This window comes from Pseudomonas putida W15Oct28 (assembly GCF_000708715.2).
In the GTDB taxonomy this organism is placed as follows: domain Bacteria; phylum Pseudomonadota; class Gammaproteobacteria; order Pseudomonadales; family Pseudomonadaceae; genus Aquipseudomonas; species Aquipseudomonas putida_R.
This window is the reverse complement of the sequence record NZ_JENB01000017.1, coordinates 1-15106: the sequence shown is the minus strand read 5'-3', so window position 1 is coordinate 15106 and position 15106 is coordinate 1. Positions and strand designations below refer to the sequence as shown.

Below are 15106 nucleotides of genomic sequence, written 5' to 3'. Positions count from 1 at the left end.
TGTAAGGAACAGATAGTCGGTCAGAACGGCAGTTGCAGCTCAGGCTCAACCCGCAGCAACTGGGTACGGAATACATCCTTGATACGTTGCAACTCGGCGTCGCTGTCGGCCTCGAAGCGCAGCACCAGCACCGGGGTGGTGTTGGAGGCGCGAACCAGGCCCCAGCCGTGGGGGTAGTCGACCCGTACACCGTCGATGGTGGTCAGGTTGGCTTCGCCCCAGTCGGCGTCGCGTTGCAGTGCATCAATGATGCTGAATTTACCCTCGTCGGTCACATCAATATTGATTTCCGGCGTGGAAATATCGTTCGGGAAGGCGGCAAACAGGTTTTCGGCGCTTTGCCCGGCCTTGCTGAGGATCTCCAGCAGGCGCGCGGCGCTGTAGATACCGTCGTCAAAACCGTACCAGCGTTCCTTGATGAAGATGTGACCGCTCATTTCGCCGGCCAGCAGCGAGCCGGTCTGTTTCATCTTCTTCTTGATCAACGAATGGCCGGTCTTCCACATCAGCGCGCGGCCGCCTAGCTGTTCGATCAGCGGGGTCAGGCGACGGGTGCATTTGACGTCGAAGATGATCTCGGCGCCCGGGTTGCGTGCCAGCACGTCCTGGGCAAACAGCATCAGCAGGCGGTCGGGGTAGACGATGCTGCCGGTGTTGGTCACCACGCCGACGCGGTCGCCGTCACCGTCGAAGGCCAGGCCGATATCGGCGCCGGTTTCCTTGACCTTGGCGATCAGGTCTTCGAGGTTTTCCGGCTTGCCCGGGTCCGGGTGGTGGTTGGGGAAGTTGCCGTCGACCTCGCAGAACAGCGGGATCACTTCGCAGCCCAGGGCTTCGATCAGCTGCGGCGCGACCACGCCGGCGGCGCCGTTGCCGCAGTCCACCACCACTTTGAGTTTTTTCGCCAGTTTCACGTCGCCGACGATCTGCTGGAAATAGCGGTCCAGGATCTCGACTTTTTCCACGCGGCCTTCGGCCAAGGTCAGGTCGTTGGTTTTCAGGCGGGTCAGCAGGGCCTGGATTTGTTCGTTGGCCAGGGTGTCGCCGGCGATGACGATCTTGAAACCGTTGTAGTCCGACGGGTTGTGGCTGCCGGTCAGCATCACGCCCGACTTGCCGGCCAGCACGTTGGCCGCGTAGTACAGCGCCGGGGTGGGCACCAGGCCGACGTCGCTGACCTGGCAACCGGCATCGACCAGGCCCTTGATCAGCTGTTCGACCAGCATCGGGCCCGACAGGCGGCCATCGCGGCCTACAGAAACCTGCGGTTCACCCTGGGCCAGGCTCTGCGCGCCGATGGCGCGGCCGATCCAGTAGGCGGTATCGGCATGGAGGGTTTTGCCGACCACGCCGCGAATGTCATACGCGCGGAAAATGCTGTCTGGTAGTGCGGCGGGGACCAGGTGGGCCATGTCGTTCATCTCTGGAAGCTCCAATAGTCAAAGGCTTTCTGGGCAGGCGCAAACTGAACGCTTGGACGGTGCTTTCGCCAGAGAGTTCGCCATCCTTGGCCTGAACGGTCATTTGCCGGCTCAGTGGCTGCCGGAGTGACCGAAGCCGCCAGCGCCACGCTGGCTTTCATCGAAGGCTTCGACGATGTCGAAATGGGCCTGTACCACCGGGACCAGTACCAGCTGGGCGATACGTTCGCCCACAGCGATGGTGAACGGCGTGTTGCCACGGTTCCAGCACGACACCATCAGCTCGCCCTGGTAGTCCGAGTCGATCAGGCCGACCAGGTTGCCCAGCACGATGCCGTGCTTATGGCCCAGGCCCGAGCGCGGCAGGATCATCGCTGCCAGGCCCGGGTCGCCGATGTAGATCGACAGGCCGGTAGGGATCAGCAGGGTCTGGCCTGGCTCGAGGACGGTGTCCTCCTTGAGCAGGGCGCGCAGGTCCAGGCCGGCGGAGCCGGGGGTGGCGTAGGTCGGCAGGGGGAATTCGGTACCCAGGCGTGGGTCGAGGATCTTGGCTTGAAGAGCGTGCATGTAACTTATTGAACCTGATTGAGCCGATCGGCGATGAAGGCGACCAGTTGCCGGGCGATCTTGCCCTTGCTGGTCTGCGCGAAGAGGGTCTGGTGCTGCTGGCGGTCGATCACGGTCAAGGCGTTTTCTTCGCTGTTGAAGCCGATGCTGGGGTTGGCCACATCATTGGCGACGATCAGGTCGAGGTTTTTGTCCTTGAGCTTGCGCGTGGCGTAATCGAGCAGGTGTTCGGTTTCGGCGGCGAAGCCGACGCTGAACGGGCGGTCGCTGCGGCCAGCAATGGTGGCAAGGATATCGGGATTGCGCACCATCTGCAGCAGCATGCCGTCGCCAGTCGTAGGATCTTTCTTCAGTTTTTGCGTGGCAACGACTTCCGGGCGGTAGTCCGCAACCGCCGCCGAGGCGATGAACAGGTCGCACGGCATGGCTGCTTCACAGGCCGCGAGCATGTCCCGCGCGCTGACCACGTCGATGCGGCTGACCCGGTCGGGGGTTGGCAGGTGCACAGGGCCGGTGACGAGGGTGACCCGAGCCCCGGCCTCGGCAGCTGCTTCGGCCAGGGCGAAGCCCATCTTGCCGGAGCTATGATTGGTGATGTAGCGCACCGGGTCGATGTTTTCCTGGGTCGGGCCGGCGGTGATCAGCACGTGCTTGCCGGTCAGCGCCTGGCGCTTGAAGCTTTCTGCGGCGCACCAGGCCAGGTCGGTGGCTTCGAGCATGCGGCCCAGGCCCACGTCGCCACAGGCTTGGCTGCCGGACGCCGGGCCGAACACCTGGATGCCACGGCTCTTGAGCAGTTCGAGGTTGGCCTGGGTAGCCGGGTCGCGCCACATGGCCTGGTTCATCGCCGGGGCGACGGCAACGGTCGCGTCGGTGGCCAGCACCAGGGTGGTGAGCAGGTCGTCGGCCATGCCTTGGGCCATGCGCGCCATGAGGTCGGCCGTGGCCGGGGCGATCAGCACCAGGTCGGCCCACTTGGCCAGTTCGATATGGCCCATGGCCGCTTCGGCGGCAGGGTCAAGCAGGTCCATGTGCACCGGGTGGCCCGACAGCGCTTGCAGGGTCAGCGGGGTGATGAACTCGGCACCACCACGGGTCATGACGACGCGCACTTGCGCGCCGTGCTCCAGGAGTCGGCGAATCAGCTCGGCGCTTTTGTAGGCGGCAATGCCGCCACCTACGCCGAGAACGATGCGCTTGCGATACAGCCGCTGCATAGGCTTGCCTTTTTCCAGTGAGAGCGGGCGGCGACGTTTGAAATTGCCTGCGGCAGTACGTCGCATGTACGAGGCGAAATAGATTAACACAGGGTCGAAATGGGCCGCAGCAAGGGCAGGGGGCGGGGATGAATATCAGGGAATGGCCGGCTGAAGAAAGGCCACGGGAGAAGTTGCTGCTGCGCGGGGCTGGAAGCCTGACCGATACGGAGTTGCTGGCGGTATTTCTCGGTTCAGGTGTGCGCGGGCGGAATGTCGTGGAGTTGTCGCGAGGCCTGCTGGTGAAGTTCGGAAGCTTGCGCCGGTTGCTTGAGGCCGACCGCGAGGCCTTCGTTGGCGAGCTTGGGCTGGGCCCGGTGAGGTACAGCCAGTTGCAGGCGCTGCTGGAGATTGGGCGCAGGCACCTTGCAACGTCGATTGAGCGGGAATCTGCCATGGACAGCCCGGAAACGGTGCGGCGCTATTTGAAGGCGATGCTGCGACATGAGGCCAGTGAGGTGTTCGGGTGCCTGTTTCTCGATACCAAGCACAGGCCGTTGGCGTTTGAAATTTTGTTCAGGGGCACGATAGACCGGGCGAGTGTCTACCCGCGGGAGGTGGTGCGGCGGGCATTGCTGCACAACGCGGCGGCGTTGATCCTGTGTCACAACCACCCTTCGGGCAACAACGAGCCCAGCCAGGACGATGTGCACCTGACCTTGTCGCTGAAGCGGGGGTTGGCATTGATCGATGTGCGGGTGCTGGACCACATCATCATCGGCGATGGAGAACCGTTATCGATGCTGGAGCAGGGGTGGATTGTGGCTTAGGTTTTGTACTGCCTGCACCGGCCCCTTCGCGGGCTTGCCCGCTCCCACAGGTATTGCACATCCCTCAAGGTGGGTGCGATACCTGTGGGAGCGGGCAAGCCCGCGAAGAGGCCGGTGCAGGTTTACGGGGTCACCGACACCTTGCTGAAATCCAGCCGCCCGAACGGGCTTACCTGGTACCCCTCGACGCCTTTGCGCAGCAGGGTCGCCGCCTTCGGATGCGCCAGCGGTACCCACAGCGCCTGTTGCTGGATCAGCGTCTGCGCCTGCTGGTACAGCCGGCTGCGCACACTCTGGTCGTTGGTGGTGCGTCCGGCGCTGATCAGCTGGTCCAGGCGGTTGTCGCAGAAGCGCGCAAAGTTGGTCCCCGACTCGACCGCAGCACAGGAAAACTGCGGGCTGAGGAAGTTGTCCGGGTCGCCGTTGTCGCCCGCCCAGCCCATGAACAGCAGGTCATGCTCGCCGGCCTTGGCGCGGCGGATCAGCTCGCCCCATTCGATCACGCGGATCTCGGCCTTTACCCCGATCTTGGCCAGGTCGGCCTGCAGCATCTGCGCGCCAAGGCTGGGGTTGGGGTTGAGCAGGCTGCCCGACGGGCGGGTCCAGATGGTGGTGCTGAAGCCATCGCCCAGGCCGGCCTTGGTCAGCAGGGCCTTGGCTTTTTTCAGGTCCAGCGGGTAGCCGGGCAGGTCCTTGGCATAGCTCCAGGTGCTGGGCGGGTAGGGGCCGTTGGCGGCCACTGCGGAGCCTTCGAACACGGCCTTGAGGTAGGCCTGTTTGTCGAACGCCAGGTTGATAGCCTGGCGCACTTCCGGCTTGTCCAGTGGCGGGTGCTGGCTGTTGATGGCGACGAAGGCGGTCATGAAGGCCGGGGTGGTCGCCACCTTGAGGTTGCCGTCCTTGCCTGCCTCGGCAATGTCCAGCGGCTTGGGCGACAGGGCCACCTGGCATTCGCCACGCTTGAGCTTCTGCAGGCGCACGTTGGCATCGGTGGTGATGGCGAAGATCAGCGGGTCGACCGCAGGCTTGCCGGCAAAGTAGTCAGGGTTGGCGCGGTAACGCACCACGGCGTCCTTCTGGAAACGCTGGAAGACGAACGGGCCGGTGCCGATAGGCTGGTTGTTGAGCTTTTCGGGCGTGCCGGCCTTCAGCAGCTTGTCGGCATATTCGGCGGAGTAGATCGAGGCGAAGCCCATGCTCAGCGTGGCCAGGAACGTGGCGTCCGGGTGGCTGAGGGTAAAGCGCACGGTGTTCGGCGCCGGGGCCTCGATTGCCTTGATCAGGCTGCCCAGTTGCAGCGACTGGGCATGCGGGTAGCCACCCGCTGCGGTCTTGTGCCAGGCATGGGCGGGGTAGAGCATGCGCTGGAAGCTGAACAGCACATCGTCGGCGTTCAGCTCGCGGCCTGGCTTGAAATAGGGGGTGGTGTGGAATTTCACGCCATCGCGCAGGGTGAACTCATACACCAGGCCGTCGGCCGACACCGTCCAGCTGGCTGCCAGGCTCGGCACCACCTTGCCTTGCGCCGCGTCGAACTCCACCAGGCGGTTCATCAGCACGTCAGCCGTGGCGTTGGTGGTGGTCAGCGAGTTGTACTGCACCACGTCGAAGCCTTCGGGGCTGGCTTCGCTGCAAACGCTCAGCGGCGCGGCCTGGGCTGCGCCGGCAGCGAACAGGGCGCCGGCGGCGAACAGAGAGTTGAACAATAAGGAAAGGGCGGCAGCACGCATGGTGGCTCCTTGGCTGTCGGTGGCCCATCTGCCAGTGCAGTCTGGAAAAGGCCTACCCTAGTGTGCCCGCCGGCAAATGACCACATCCTTTTTTACAAATCTGGCGACGAGCGGTCGACGGCTGGCGGGGCCTGCCGCTATGCTGGCCCGGCGCGTTCTGGCTTGCGGCAATGTGTATCTACTGTTGTTGCAGGCAAGTCTTTCTGGTATAAAGCAGCGCTCTTTTCTAGGGGCTCGGCCTGTCGCATAAGCGGATCCGGTCGATAAGACCTCCAGAATCACGGCGCCCTGGCGCCAAAGACTGAGAGATTAAGCGGCCAACCCATGCCGGGTTGGGCATGTGGTTTTAGAGGGCTGAGTCATGTCGAGAGTCTGTCAAGTTACTGGTAAGGGTCCAGTAACCGGGAACAACATTTCCCACGCAAACAACAAAACCCGTCGTCGTTTCCTGCCGAACCTGCAGCACCACCGTTTCTGGGTTGAATCCGAGAAGCGTTTCGTGCGTCTGCGCGTTTCCGCCAAGGGCATGCGTATCATCGACAAGCGCGGCATCGACGCCGTTCTGGTTGACATCCGTAAAGCTGGCGCCAAGGTTTAAGGGAGAACATCATGCGTGAATTGATCCGTCTGGTTTCGAGTGCCGGTACCGGCCACTTCTACACCACCGACAAGAACAAGCGCACCACCCCGGACAAAATCGAGATCAAGAAATATGATCCGGTTGTTCGCAAGCACGTGGTGTACAAGGAAGCCAAGATCAAGTAATTGATCGGCGACCTGAAAAAAACCCGCATCCGAAAGGACGCGGGTTTTTTTATGGCTGCACGGGCGTCAGATCATTTCTGCTCGAACATCACATAGATCTTGCGGCAAGGCTCCAGCACCTCCCAGGTGCCGGTGAACCCGGCCGGGATAACAAACCGATCACCGGCACGCAGGGTCTTGGCATCGCCCTCCTGGTCGCGCAGCACCGAAACACCATGGACGATCTCGCAGTACTCGTGCTCGGTGTAGTTCACCGTCCACTGCCCCACCTCACCTTCCCACACGCCTGCGGCAAACTGCCCGCAAGGGCTGGAGTAGTGGTTATAGACCGCTTGGTCTGGCTCGCCCTTGAGGATTTTTTCCGCCGCCGGGCGGTAGCGTTCGGCCTCGGTGATGATCTGCGCGAAGTCGATGATGCTGTCGATTCTCATGGTGCGGCTCCTGTTTTTGTTTAATAAAATGAACATCAGTAGGCTTTTGAGCCTTTCGTGTCAAATATATTGATAGTTTACACCGGCTGGTTTAGGGTATCGCTTGCCAGTGTGCGCTCGTCGCCCGGCCAGAATTCTGACAACGCCTGTGAGTCCTCAGTGCGGCGTTGCACCTAAACAAGAGGAGGAGTTTCGTATGACTACCCTGACCCGTGCGGACTGGGAACAACGTGCCCAGCAACTGAAGATCGAAGGCCGTGCCTTCATCAACGGCGAATACACCGATGCCGCATCCGGTGAAACCTTCGAGTGCCTGAGCCCGGTCGACGGACGCTTCCTGGCCAAGGTTGCCAGCTGCGACCTGGCCGATGCCAACCGCGCTGTAGAAAACGCCCGCGCCACCTTCAATTCCGGTGTGTGGTCGCAACTGGCCCCGGCCAAGCGCAAGGCCAAGCTGATCCGCTTCGCCGACCTGCTGCGCAAGAACGTCGAAGAGCTGGCGCTGCTGGAAACCCTGGACATGGGCAAGCCGATTGGCGACTCCTCCAGCATCGACATCCCGGGTGCGGCCCAGGCCATTCACTGGACTGCCGAAGCCATCGACAAGGTCTACGACGAAGTCGCCCCGACCCCGCACGACCAGCTTGGCCTGGTTACCCGCGAAGCCGTGGGTGTGGTCGGTGCCATCGTCCCGTGGAACTTCCCGCTGCTGATGGCCTGCTGGAAGCTCGGCCCGGCGCTGGCCACCGGTAACTCGGTAGTGCTCAAGCCGTCCGAAAAATCGCCACTGACCGCCATCCGCATCGCCCAACTGGCGATCGAAGCCGGTATCCCGGCTGGCGTGCTGAACGTGCTGCCAGGCTACGGCCACACCGTGGGCAAGGCCTTGGCACTGCACATGGACGTCGACACTTTGGTGTTCACAGGTTCGACCAAGATCGCCAAGCAGTTGATGGTGTACGCGGGCGAATCGAACATGAAGCGCATCTGGCTGGAAGCCGGTGGCAAGAGCCCGAACATCGTCTTCGCCGACGCGCCGGACCTGCAAGCTGCCGCCGAGGCCGCTGCCAGCGCCATCGCCTTCAACCAGGGCGAAGTGTGCACCGCAGGCTCGCGCCTGCTGGTCGAGCGTTCGATCAAGGACAAATTCCTGCCGATGGTGGTCGAGGCCCTGAAAGGCTGGAAGCCAGGCAACCCGCTGGATCCGGCTACCACCGTCGGTGCCCTGGTCGACACCCAGCAGATGAACACCGTGCTGTCGTACATCGAAGCGGGCCACCAGGACGGCGCCAAACTGCTGGCCGGCGGCAAGCGCACCCTGGAAGAGACTGGCGGCACCTACGTCGAGCCGACCATCTTCGACGGCGTGACCAACGCCATGCGCATTGCCCAGGAAGAAATCTTCGGCCCAGTGCTGTCGGTGATCGCCTTCGACACTGCCGAAGAAGCCATCGCCATTGCCAACGACACGCCCTACGGCCTGGCGGCTGGCATCTGGACGTCGGACATTTCCAAGGCCCACAAGACCGCCCGTGCCGTGCGCGCTGGCAGCGTCTGGGTGAACCAGTACGACGGCGGCGACATGACCGCACCGTTCGGTGGCTTCAAGCAGTCGGGCAACGGCCGTGACAAGTCGCTGCATGCGCTGGAGAAATACACCGAGCTGAAGGCGACCTGGATCAAGCTGTAATTCCAGGGGGCCGCTTTGCGGCCCATTCGCGGGCATGCCCGCTCCCACAGGTACAGTGCAAACCTAGAGCAATGTGCTGTCCCTGTGGGAGCCCGGCTTGCCGGCGATGGGCTGCACAGCAGCCCCAACAATAGCCGGGTCGGTTCACGCTGACCCGGCTTCGTCGTTTTTGCTGTTCAAGAATTCTGCCTGGGAGGCTGCAATGCGTTGGGGTACCTACTTCGCCGTACTGGCATCGGTGCTTAGCGTCGGGCTGGCCCTCGGCGTGAGCATGCCGCTGGTGTCCCTGCGCCTTGAGGCCTGGGGCTACGGCAGCTTTGCCATCGGCGTGATGGCGGCGATGCCGGCGCTGGGCGTACTGGCGGGTGCCAGCCTGGCCAGCCGCCTGGCAGGCTGGGTTGGCGTACCTTCGGCGATGCGCCTGTGCCTGTGGGGTGGGGCGTTGTCGATCGGCCTGCTCGCCCTGCTGCCCAGCTACCCGTTGTGGCTGCTGCTGCGGCTGATGATCGGCATGTCCCTGACCGTGGTGTTCATCCTCGGCGAAAGCTGGATCAACCAACTGGTGGTCGAGCAATGGCGTGGCCGCCTGGTGGCGCTGTACGGCAGCAGCTACGCCCTGAGCCAGCTGGCCGGGCCTTTGGTGCTGGGCTTCCTCGGCTCCGATGACGACTTTGGTTTCTGGGCCGCCACGGGCCTGCTGCTGATCGCGCCGCTGATCCTGATGGGGCGTGGCGGCGCACCGAGCACGGAAGCCTGCAACGTTACCTTCCGCGACCTGTTCGCGTTCTGCCGGCGTTTGCCGGTGATCGCCTGGGCCATTGCCCTGTTCGCTTCGTTCGAGGCGATGATCCTGACCTTGCTGCCGGTGTATTGCCTGCAGCAGGGCTTTACCACCGAGATCGCCCTGTTCATGGTCAGTACGGTGGTGGTGGGTGATGCAGTACTGCAATTGCCAATTGGCGCGCTGGCCGACCATATGTCGCGGCGCACCCTGTTCACCGGCTGCGCGGTAACGCTGCTGATGTCCAGCCTGGCGATCCCGCTGATGCTGCATACGCCGCTGATCTGGCCGTTGTGGGTGTTGTTCGGGGCCAGTGCAGGGGGCTTGTTCACCTTGTCGCTGGTGCTGATTGGCGAGCGCTACCGGGATGATGCGCTGGTTCGGGCCAACGCTCATGTGGCGCAGCTGTGGGGTATTGGTTGCCTGCTTGGGCCGTTACTGGCGGGGGCCGGGAGCCAGTGGATCAGCGGGCATGCGTTGCTGTTCCTGATGGCCGCCGGGGCTGCCGGGCTGGTGGTGTTGACCCAGCGGCGCGGGGCTTTCGAGGCTGTGTCAGCCTGAAGTATTTCGGGGCCGCTTTGCGGCCCTTTCGCGACACAAGGCCGCTCCCACATTGATCGGTGTACGCCGTACCTTTGTGGGAGCGGCCTTGCGTCGCGATGGGCTGCAAAGCAGCCCCAAAAAATAGCGGCTACAACATCTTCTCCAAGCCAACCGCCTTGCTGATCCACGCATTGAACCGCCGCCACACCCCACCCGGTTCAGACGTCAGCACATGCCGCTGGCCATTGTCCTCGGTCGCCCACACCAGCTTGCCCCCCGCCAACTTCACCTGGTAACTCAACGCAGGTGCCATACCCTGCTGGGCCAGCTCGCGGGTGTACTCCGCCAGCTCCGGGCTGTCCACCAGCACCCCGACCTCGGTGTTCCACAACACCGAGCGCGGGTCGAAGTTGAACGAGCCGATGAAGGTCTTGCGCCGGTCGAACACGATCGCCTTGGTGTGCAGGCTCGAATCCGAACTGCCACGGAAGCTCAACCGCCCCGCACTGGGGTCGCCTGGCTGGCGGCGAAGCTCGTAAAGCTCCACCCCGTGCTCAAGCAACGCCCGGCGATAGGGCGCATAGCCGCCATGCACCGCCGGCACGTCGGTGGCTTCCAGCGAGTTGGTCAGCAGCTTCACCGAAACGCCGGCGTCGGCGCGGCCGGTCAGGTACAGCAGCCCCGGTTCACCCGGCACAAAGTAGGCCGATGCCAGAATGAGCTCGCGGTGCACGTTGGCCAGGTCAGGCGCCAGTTGCTGGCTCAGCAGCAGTTGCGGGTCCGGTTCGTCGTCGGCCAACACCTTGCTTGGGGCATCCCATAGCGCTTGGGCGTGCGCCCAGATCAGCTCGTTGCGCCACACATCCAGTCGCGGTTGCGCCTGATAGGCCATCAAACGGTCATACAGGGCTTTGCGCTGGGTACGCGCCTCGGCCAGGGACACTTCCAGGCGGTGGCGGCTGGCCCGCAGGTCGTTGGCATCCGGGTCATGCCAGAGGAAGTCGGTGATCGGCCGGCTGAGGGCGCTGTTCCAGTACTGGTCGAAGCTGTGCCCCAGCTGCTCGGCCACCGGGCCTACGCCCAGCAGGTCGATGTCGGTGAAGTTGAGGTTGGGCTCGGCATCGAAATACTCGTCGCCCAGGTTACGCCCGCCGACAATCGCCATGCTGTTGTCCACCAGGAACAGCTTGTTGTGCATGCGCCGGTGCTGGCGCGACAGGTTGAACAGCCGGCCCATGGCGCGCGTTACGCCCGTGCTGCGGCCCAGGTGCAGCGGGTTGAACACACGGATCTGGATGTTGGGGTGGGCATCGAGGGTGCCCATGATGGTGTCCAGGCCGTCGCTGGTGGTGTCGTCGAGCAGGATGCGCACACGCACCCCGCGGTCGGCGGCACGCAGCAGTTCATGTACCAGGGCGCGGGTGCTGAGGCCGTCGTGGACGATGTAGTACTGCAGGTCGATGCTGGCCTGGGCGTTGCGGATCAGTTCGGCACGGGCGCGGAACGCTTCATTGCTGTTGGGCAGCAGGCGAAAACCCGAGCGGCCGCCGTAGGGTGCTGCCTGGCGCAGTACCGAGCGGCCAAAGGCGGAGTCGTTGGCAGGTAGCGCCTGGCTGGTTTCACGGGGCGTGCCGACGCTGGCACAGCCGGCAAGGCCGAGCAGCAGCACCAGCAACAGAGGCAAGGCTCGCTGGAGTCTCAAAGGTGGATCGTCCTGTGCAGCAAGGGCTTAAGGAGTTGGACCGTGGCGGGCGGCGCAAAGTTACGCGTCGGCGCTTTCTTCATCCAGTAGACGAAGGGCGGTTTCACCGACCTTGCGCACGGCGGCCTCGATCTGCGGCGTCGGCCGCGCGGCGAAGTTCATGCGCAGGCAGTGGCGAAACTTGCCCGAGGCCGAGAAAATACTGCCCACGGCAACCTGTACACCCTGCTCCAGTAAAGCCCGGTTCAGGCGCAGCGTGTCGAAATGTTCGGGTAATTCCACCCACAGCATGAAGCCACCCTGGGGGCGGCTGACCCGGGTACCCGGCGGGAAGTAGCGGGTTACCCATTCGCTCATCAGGTCTCGGCCACGCTGGTACTGGCTGCGCATGCGCCGCACGTGGGGCTGGTAGTGCCCGCCGGCAATGAAGTCGGCAATGGCCAGCTGCGGTTGGCTGGCGCTGCTGCCAGTGCTGATGTACTTCATGTGCAGCACCCGTTCCAGGTAGCGCCCGGGTGCCACCCAGCCGACCCGCAGGCCGGGGGCGAGGGTCTTGGAAAACGAGCTGCAGAACAGCACGCGGCCATCGTCGTCGAACGACTTGAGGGTACGCGGGCGCGGGTAGGTGAAGGCCAGGTCGCCGTACACATCGTCTTCCAGAATCGCCACGTCGTAGCGCTGGGCCAGGCTCAGGAGGGCCTTCTTACGGGGCTCGGGCATGATGTAGCCGAGCGGGTTGTTGCAGCTGGGGGTGATCTGGATGAGCTTGATCGGCCACTGCTCCAGGGCCAGCTCCAGCGCCTCCAGGCTGATGCCGGTAACCGGGTCGGTGGGGATTTCCAGCGCCTTCATGCCCAGGCCCTTCAGGGTTTGCATGGCGCCGTGGAAGCTGGGCGAGTCGACCGCGACGATGTCGCCTGGCTCGCAGACCGCGCGAATGCTGCACGACAACGCCTCGTGGCAGCCGGTGGTCACCACCAGGTCAGCCGGGCTCAGGCGGCAGCCGGAGTCGAGCATCAGCCGGGCCACCTGCTCACGCAGGGCCAGGTTGCCGTGGATGTTGTCGTAATACAGGCCAGGCATGTCCTGGCGCCGGCTCAACTGCGCCAGGCTACGCAGCAGCGGCTTGAGGGTGGGGCTGTTGATGTCGGGCATGCCTCGACCGAGCTGGACCACGTCCTGGCGCGGCGTGCTGCGTATCAGCTCCAGCACCTGCTCCCATTGCGAGATATCCACAGGGCGCTGGGCCGGGCGGCTGACCGCGGGCAGGGCGGGTAAGTGGCGATGGTCGCTGACGAAGTAGCCCGACTTGGGGCGGGGCGAGACCATGCCGCTGTCTTCCAGCATGCGATAGGCCTGCTGCACCGTACTCAGGCTGACCCCGTGTTCCACGCTCAGGGCGCGTACCGAGGGCAGGCGCTGGCCGGGGCGATAAAGGCCTTGCTCGATACGGGCACCGAGCAGTTCGGCCAGGTTCAGGTAGAGGGTCACGGCATACTCCTGCGCTGCATTGGCATAGCGACCGGTACAGTTTGGCTGAAAATACAGCATTCAGTCGGCCGCTGGCCAATTCTGTATGGGAATAATAAGGCTGTATTGGATCTGTATTGTCGATGGTGCCGACGCGCATCCTTTCTCCACGGTATCAACTGAACGGGAGGGTGCGGTGATGGGTGGCATGAGCGATGTGCGCTTGCAACTGATGGCCAGGGAACTGGAAGCCGGGCAGCAGGCCAAGGTATTCAACGCGCCGGAAGGGCTTGGGCGTTGGGGGCTGATGCTGCATCGCTGGCATACCCGCAGGGCGCTGTTGCAGCTGACGGATGACGAGTTGCGCGATGTCGGGCTGAGCTGGGAGCAGGCCCGTACAGAAGGGCGCAAACCCTTCTGGAAAGACTGATGCGATCGTTGTGGGAGCGGCCTTGTGTCGCGAAAGGGCCGCAAAGCGGCCCCAGCAATTTGTGCATCTGCGCTGAAACCCTGGGGCTGCTTCGCAGCCCTATCGCGACACAAGGCCGCTCCCACAAGGAGGGCGGTGTGAACTTTTAGGCCAGTTCTTTGAGCCTGTGCCACAGCATCCCCAACGCCAGCAGCGGCGAGCGCAGGTGCTTGCCGCCGGGGAAGGTGATATGCGGCACTTTGGCGAACAGATCGAAACGCCCGCTTTCCTGGCCACTGATGGCCTCGCCCAGCAGGCGTGCGGCCAGGTGGGTGGCGTTGAGCCCATGGCCTGAATAGGCCTGGGCGTAATACACGTTCGGCTGGCTAGCCAGGCGGCCAACCTGCGGCAAGCGATTGGCACCGATGCCGATCATGCCGCCCCACTGGTAGTCGATGCGCACGTCGGCCAGCTGCGGGAACACCTTGAGCATCTTCGGCTGCATGTAGGCGGCGATGTCTTTCGGGTCGCGGCCGGAATAGTGGCAGGCACCGCCGAACAGCAGGCGGTGATCGGCGGACAGGCGGTAGTAATCCAGCGCAACGCGTTGGTCACACACCGCCATGTTCTGCGGCAGCAATGCGCGGGCGCGCGCTTCGCCCAGCGGCTCGGTGGCGATGATGTAGCTGCCGGCCGGGAGCACCTTGCCGCCCAGCTCGCGGTTGAGGCCGTTGAGGTAGGCGTTGCAGCACAGCACCAGGGTCTTGGCGCGTACCCGGCCCTGGGCAGTATGCACCTGCACTTCGGGGCCATAGTCGATGCGGGTGACCTCGGACTGCTCGAACAGCTTCACGCCCAGGCGGCTGGCCACGGCCGCTTCACCCAAGGCCAGGTTGAGGGGGTGCAGGTGGCCGGAGCCCATGTCGACCAGCCCGCCCACATAGCAGTCCGCGCCGACCACGCTGTGGATATCGTCCTTGCCGACCAGCCGCAGCTCATGCGCGTAGCCCAGGCTGCGCAGTTCTTCGGCGTCTTCGGCAAAGCCCAGCAGTTCGGCGGGTTTGTTGGCCAGGTCGCAGTAGCCCCAGGTCAGGTCACAGGCGATGGCATGCTTCTCGACCCGCTCGCGCACGATCTGCACGGCCTCCAGGCCCATCAGTTTCATGCTGCGCACGCCTTCCTCGCCAATTACTGGCAGGAACTGTTCCAGGCCGTGGCCGACGCCGCGGATCAACTGCCCGCCGTTTCGCCCGCTGGCGCCCCAGCCCAGTTTGCGCGCTTCCAGCAGGATGACTGAGAAGCCGCGCTCGGCCAGTTCGATGGCGGTGTTCAGGCCCGAGTAGCCGCCGCCGACGATGCATACGTCGGCGCTGTGCTCGCCTTGCAGGAAGGAGTAGTCAGGGTGTGGCGCGCTGCTGGCGGCGTAATAGGAGGCGGCGTGCTGCGCGCTGTGGATCATTGGCTCGTTCCTGGGGGCTGGTGGGCTAGGGGAGGAGGATAAGCCGGGGCTCTGGGGTGGGCAACCGCTTGGCCTGGTCAACGCGGTCACCTGTAGGAGCGGCCTTGCGTCG

General features: G+C 63.9%; 13 protein-coding genes and 1 pseudogene. 6 read left to right on the top strand and 8 right to left on the bottom strand.

From position 1 onward, the window contains the following. Positions 1-20: 20 nt before the first annotated feature. The 3 genes and pseudogenes from AK81_RS13900 to coaBC form a co-directional block, all read right to left on the bottom strand. Positions 21-1388: pseudogene (locus tag AK81_RS13900) on the bottom strand (phosphomannomutase/phosphoglucomutase); the annotation flags it as partial. 144 nt (positions 1389-1532) lie between these two features. Beyond that, a complete protein-coding gene (gene dut / locus AK81_RS13895; RefSeq protein WP_043199816.1) occupies positions 1533-1988 on the bottom strand; it encodes a dUTP diphosphatase in 456 nt (151 codons plus the stop codon). Positions 1989-1993: 5 nt separating this feature from the next. Continuing rightward, positions 1994-3205: a bifunctional phosphopantothenoylcysteine decarboxylase/phosphopantothenate--cysteine ligase CoaBC gene (gene coaBC, locus AK81_RS13890; protein ID WP_016489816.1), complete on the bottom strand. Its 1212-nt coding sequence runs from the start codon at positions 3203-3205 to the stop codon at positions 1994-1996. 128 nt (positions 3206-3333) lie between these two features. Here coaBC and radC point away from each other — a divergent pair, with 128 nt between their 5' ends. Continuing rightward, entirely contained in the window at positions 3334-4014 is a 681-nt protein-coding gene (gene radC / locus AK81_RS13885) for a RadC family protein (RefSeq protein ID WP_043199815.1), read from the top strand. 122 nt (positions 4015-4136) lie between these two features. Here the strand turns inward: radC and AK81_RS13880 are convergent, their stop codons facing one another. Continuing rightward, a complete protein-coding gene (locus tag AK81_RS13880; RefSeq protein WP_043199814.1) occupies positions 4137-5744 on the bottom strand; it encodes an ABC transporter substrate-binding protein in 1608 nt (535 codons plus the stop codon). A gap of 361 nt (positions 5745-6105) precedes the next feature. On the opposite strand from AK81_RS13880, the gene rpmB reads away from it, so the two are divergent. After that, positions 6106-6342: a 50S ribosomal protein L28 gene (rpmB, locus tag AK81_RS13875; RefSeq protein WP_003253504.1), complete on the top strand. Its 237-nt coding sequence runs from the start codon at positions 6106-6108 to the stop codon at positions 6340-6342. A gap of 11 nt (positions 6343-6353) precedes the next feature. After that, positions 6354-6509: a 50S ribosomal protein L33 gene (rpmG, locus tag AK81_RS13870; RefSeq protein ID WP_003253507.1), complete on the top strand. Its 156-nt coding sequence runs from the start codon at positions 6354-6356 to the stop codon at positions 6507-6509. 71 nt (positions 6510-6580) lie between these two features. On the opposite strand, the gene AK81_RS13865 is transcribed toward rpmG, so the two are convergent. Beyond that, on the bottom strand, positions 6581-6940 hold the full coding sequence (locus AK81_RS13865; RefSeq protein WP_043199813.1) for a cupin domain-containing protein: 360 nt from the start codon (positions 6938-6940) through the stop codon (positions 6581-6583). A gap of 196 nt (positions 6941-7136) precedes the next feature. On the opposite strand from AK81_RS13865, the gene AK81_RS13860 reads away from it, so the two are divergent. Together AK81_RS13860 and AK81_RS13855 are read left to right on the top strand one after the other, a co-directional pair. Beyond that, positions 7137-8630: an aldehyde dehydrogenase gene (locus AK81_RS13860; RefSeq protein ID WP_043199812.1), complete on the top strand. Its 1494-nt coding sequence runs from the start codon at positions 7137-7139 to the stop codon at positions 8628-8630. Between the two features lie 202 nt (positions 8631-8832). Next, on the top strand, positions 8833-9972 hold the full coding sequence (locus AK81_RS13855; protein ID WP_043199810.1) for an MFS transporter: 1140 nt from the start codon (positions 8833-8835) through the stop codon (positions 9970-9972). A 130-nt stretch (positions 9973-10102) separates the two neighbouring features. Here AK81_RS13855 and AK81_RS13850 read toward each other — a convergent pair whose 3' ends face one another. Both AK81_RS13850 and AK81_RS13845 read right to left on the bottom strand, forming a co-directional pair. Then, a complete protein-coding gene (locus AK81_RS13850; RefSeq protein ID WP_043199809.1) occupies positions 10103-11656 on the bottom strand; it encodes a phospholipase D family protein in 1554 nt (517 codons plus the stop codon). A 60-nt stretch (positions 11657-11716) separates the two neighbouring features. Beyond that, positions 11717-13147, bottom strand: coding sequence for a PLP-dependent aminotransferase family protein (locus AK81_RS13845; protein WP_162491975.1), 1431 nt, complete (start codon positions 13145-13147; stop codon positions 11717-11719). 178 nt (positions 13148-13325) lie between these two features. Between AK81_RS13845 and AK81_RS13840 the strand changes: the two genes are divergently transcribed. Then, positions 13326-13556 carry a DUF1127 domain-containing protein gene (locus AK81_RS13840; protein ID WP_016502218.1) on the top strand — a complete coding sequence of 77 codons (231 nt, stop codon included), beginning with the start codon at positions 13326-13328 and terminating at the stop codon, positions 13554-13556. Between the two features lie 145 nt (positions 13557-13701). Here AK81_RS13840 and AK81_RS13835 read toward each other — a convergent pair whose 3' ends face one another. Then, entirely contained in the window at positions 13702-14994 is a 1293-nt protein-coding gene (locus AK81_RS13835; protein WP_043199805.1) for an NAD(P)/FAD-dependent oxidoreductase, read from the bottom strand. Positions 14995-15106 lie beyond the last annotated feature (112 nt).

Excerpts from the sequence above, each read along its gene's own strand:
- AK81_RS13835 (WP_043199805.1), bottom strand. The coding sequence starts at position 14,994 with ATGATCCACAGCGCGCAGCACGCCGCCTCCTATTACGCCGCCAGCAGC.
- AK81_RS13865 (WP_043199813.1), bottom strand. The coding sequence starts at position 6,940 with ATGAGAATCGACAGCATCATCGACTTCGCGCAGATCATCACCGAGGCC.
- AK81_RS13860 (WP_043199812.1), top strand. The coding sequence starts at position 7,137 with ATGACTACCCTGACCCGTGCGGACTGGGAACAACGTGCCCAGCAACTG.
- coaBC (WP_016489816.1), bottom strand. The coding sequence starts at position 3,205 with ATGCAGCGGCTGTATCGCAAGCGCATCGTTCTCGGCGTAGGTGGCGGC.
- AK81_RS13855 (WP_043199810.1), top strand. The coding sequence starts at position 8,833 with ATGCGTTGGGGTACCTACTTCGCCGTACTGGCATCGGTGCTTAGCGTC.
- AK81_RS13840 (WP_016502218.1), top strand. The coding sequence starts at position 13,326 with ATGGGTGGCATGAGCGATGTGCGCTTGCAACTGATGGCCAGGGAACTG.
- rpmB (WP_003253504.1), top strand. The coding sequence starts at position 6,106 with ATGTCGAGAGTCTGTCAAGTTACTGGTAAGGGTCCAGTAACCGGGAAC.
- rpmG (WP_003253507.1), top strand. The coding sequence starts at position 6,354 with ATGCGTGAATTGATCCGTCTGGTTTCGAGTGCCGGTACCGGCCACTTC.
- AK81_RS13880 (WP_043199814.1), bottom strand. The coding sequence starts at position 5,744 with ATGCGTGCTGCCGCCCTTTCCTTATTGTTCAACTCTCTGTTCGCCGCC.
- radC (WP_043199815.1), top strand. The coding sequence starts at position 3,334 with ATGAATATCAGGGAATGGCCGGCTGAAGAAAGGCCACGGGAGAAGTTG.
- dut (WP_043199816.1), bottom strand. The coding sequence starts at position 1,988 with ATGCACGCTCTTCAAGCCAAGATCCTCGACCCACGCCTGGGTACCGAA.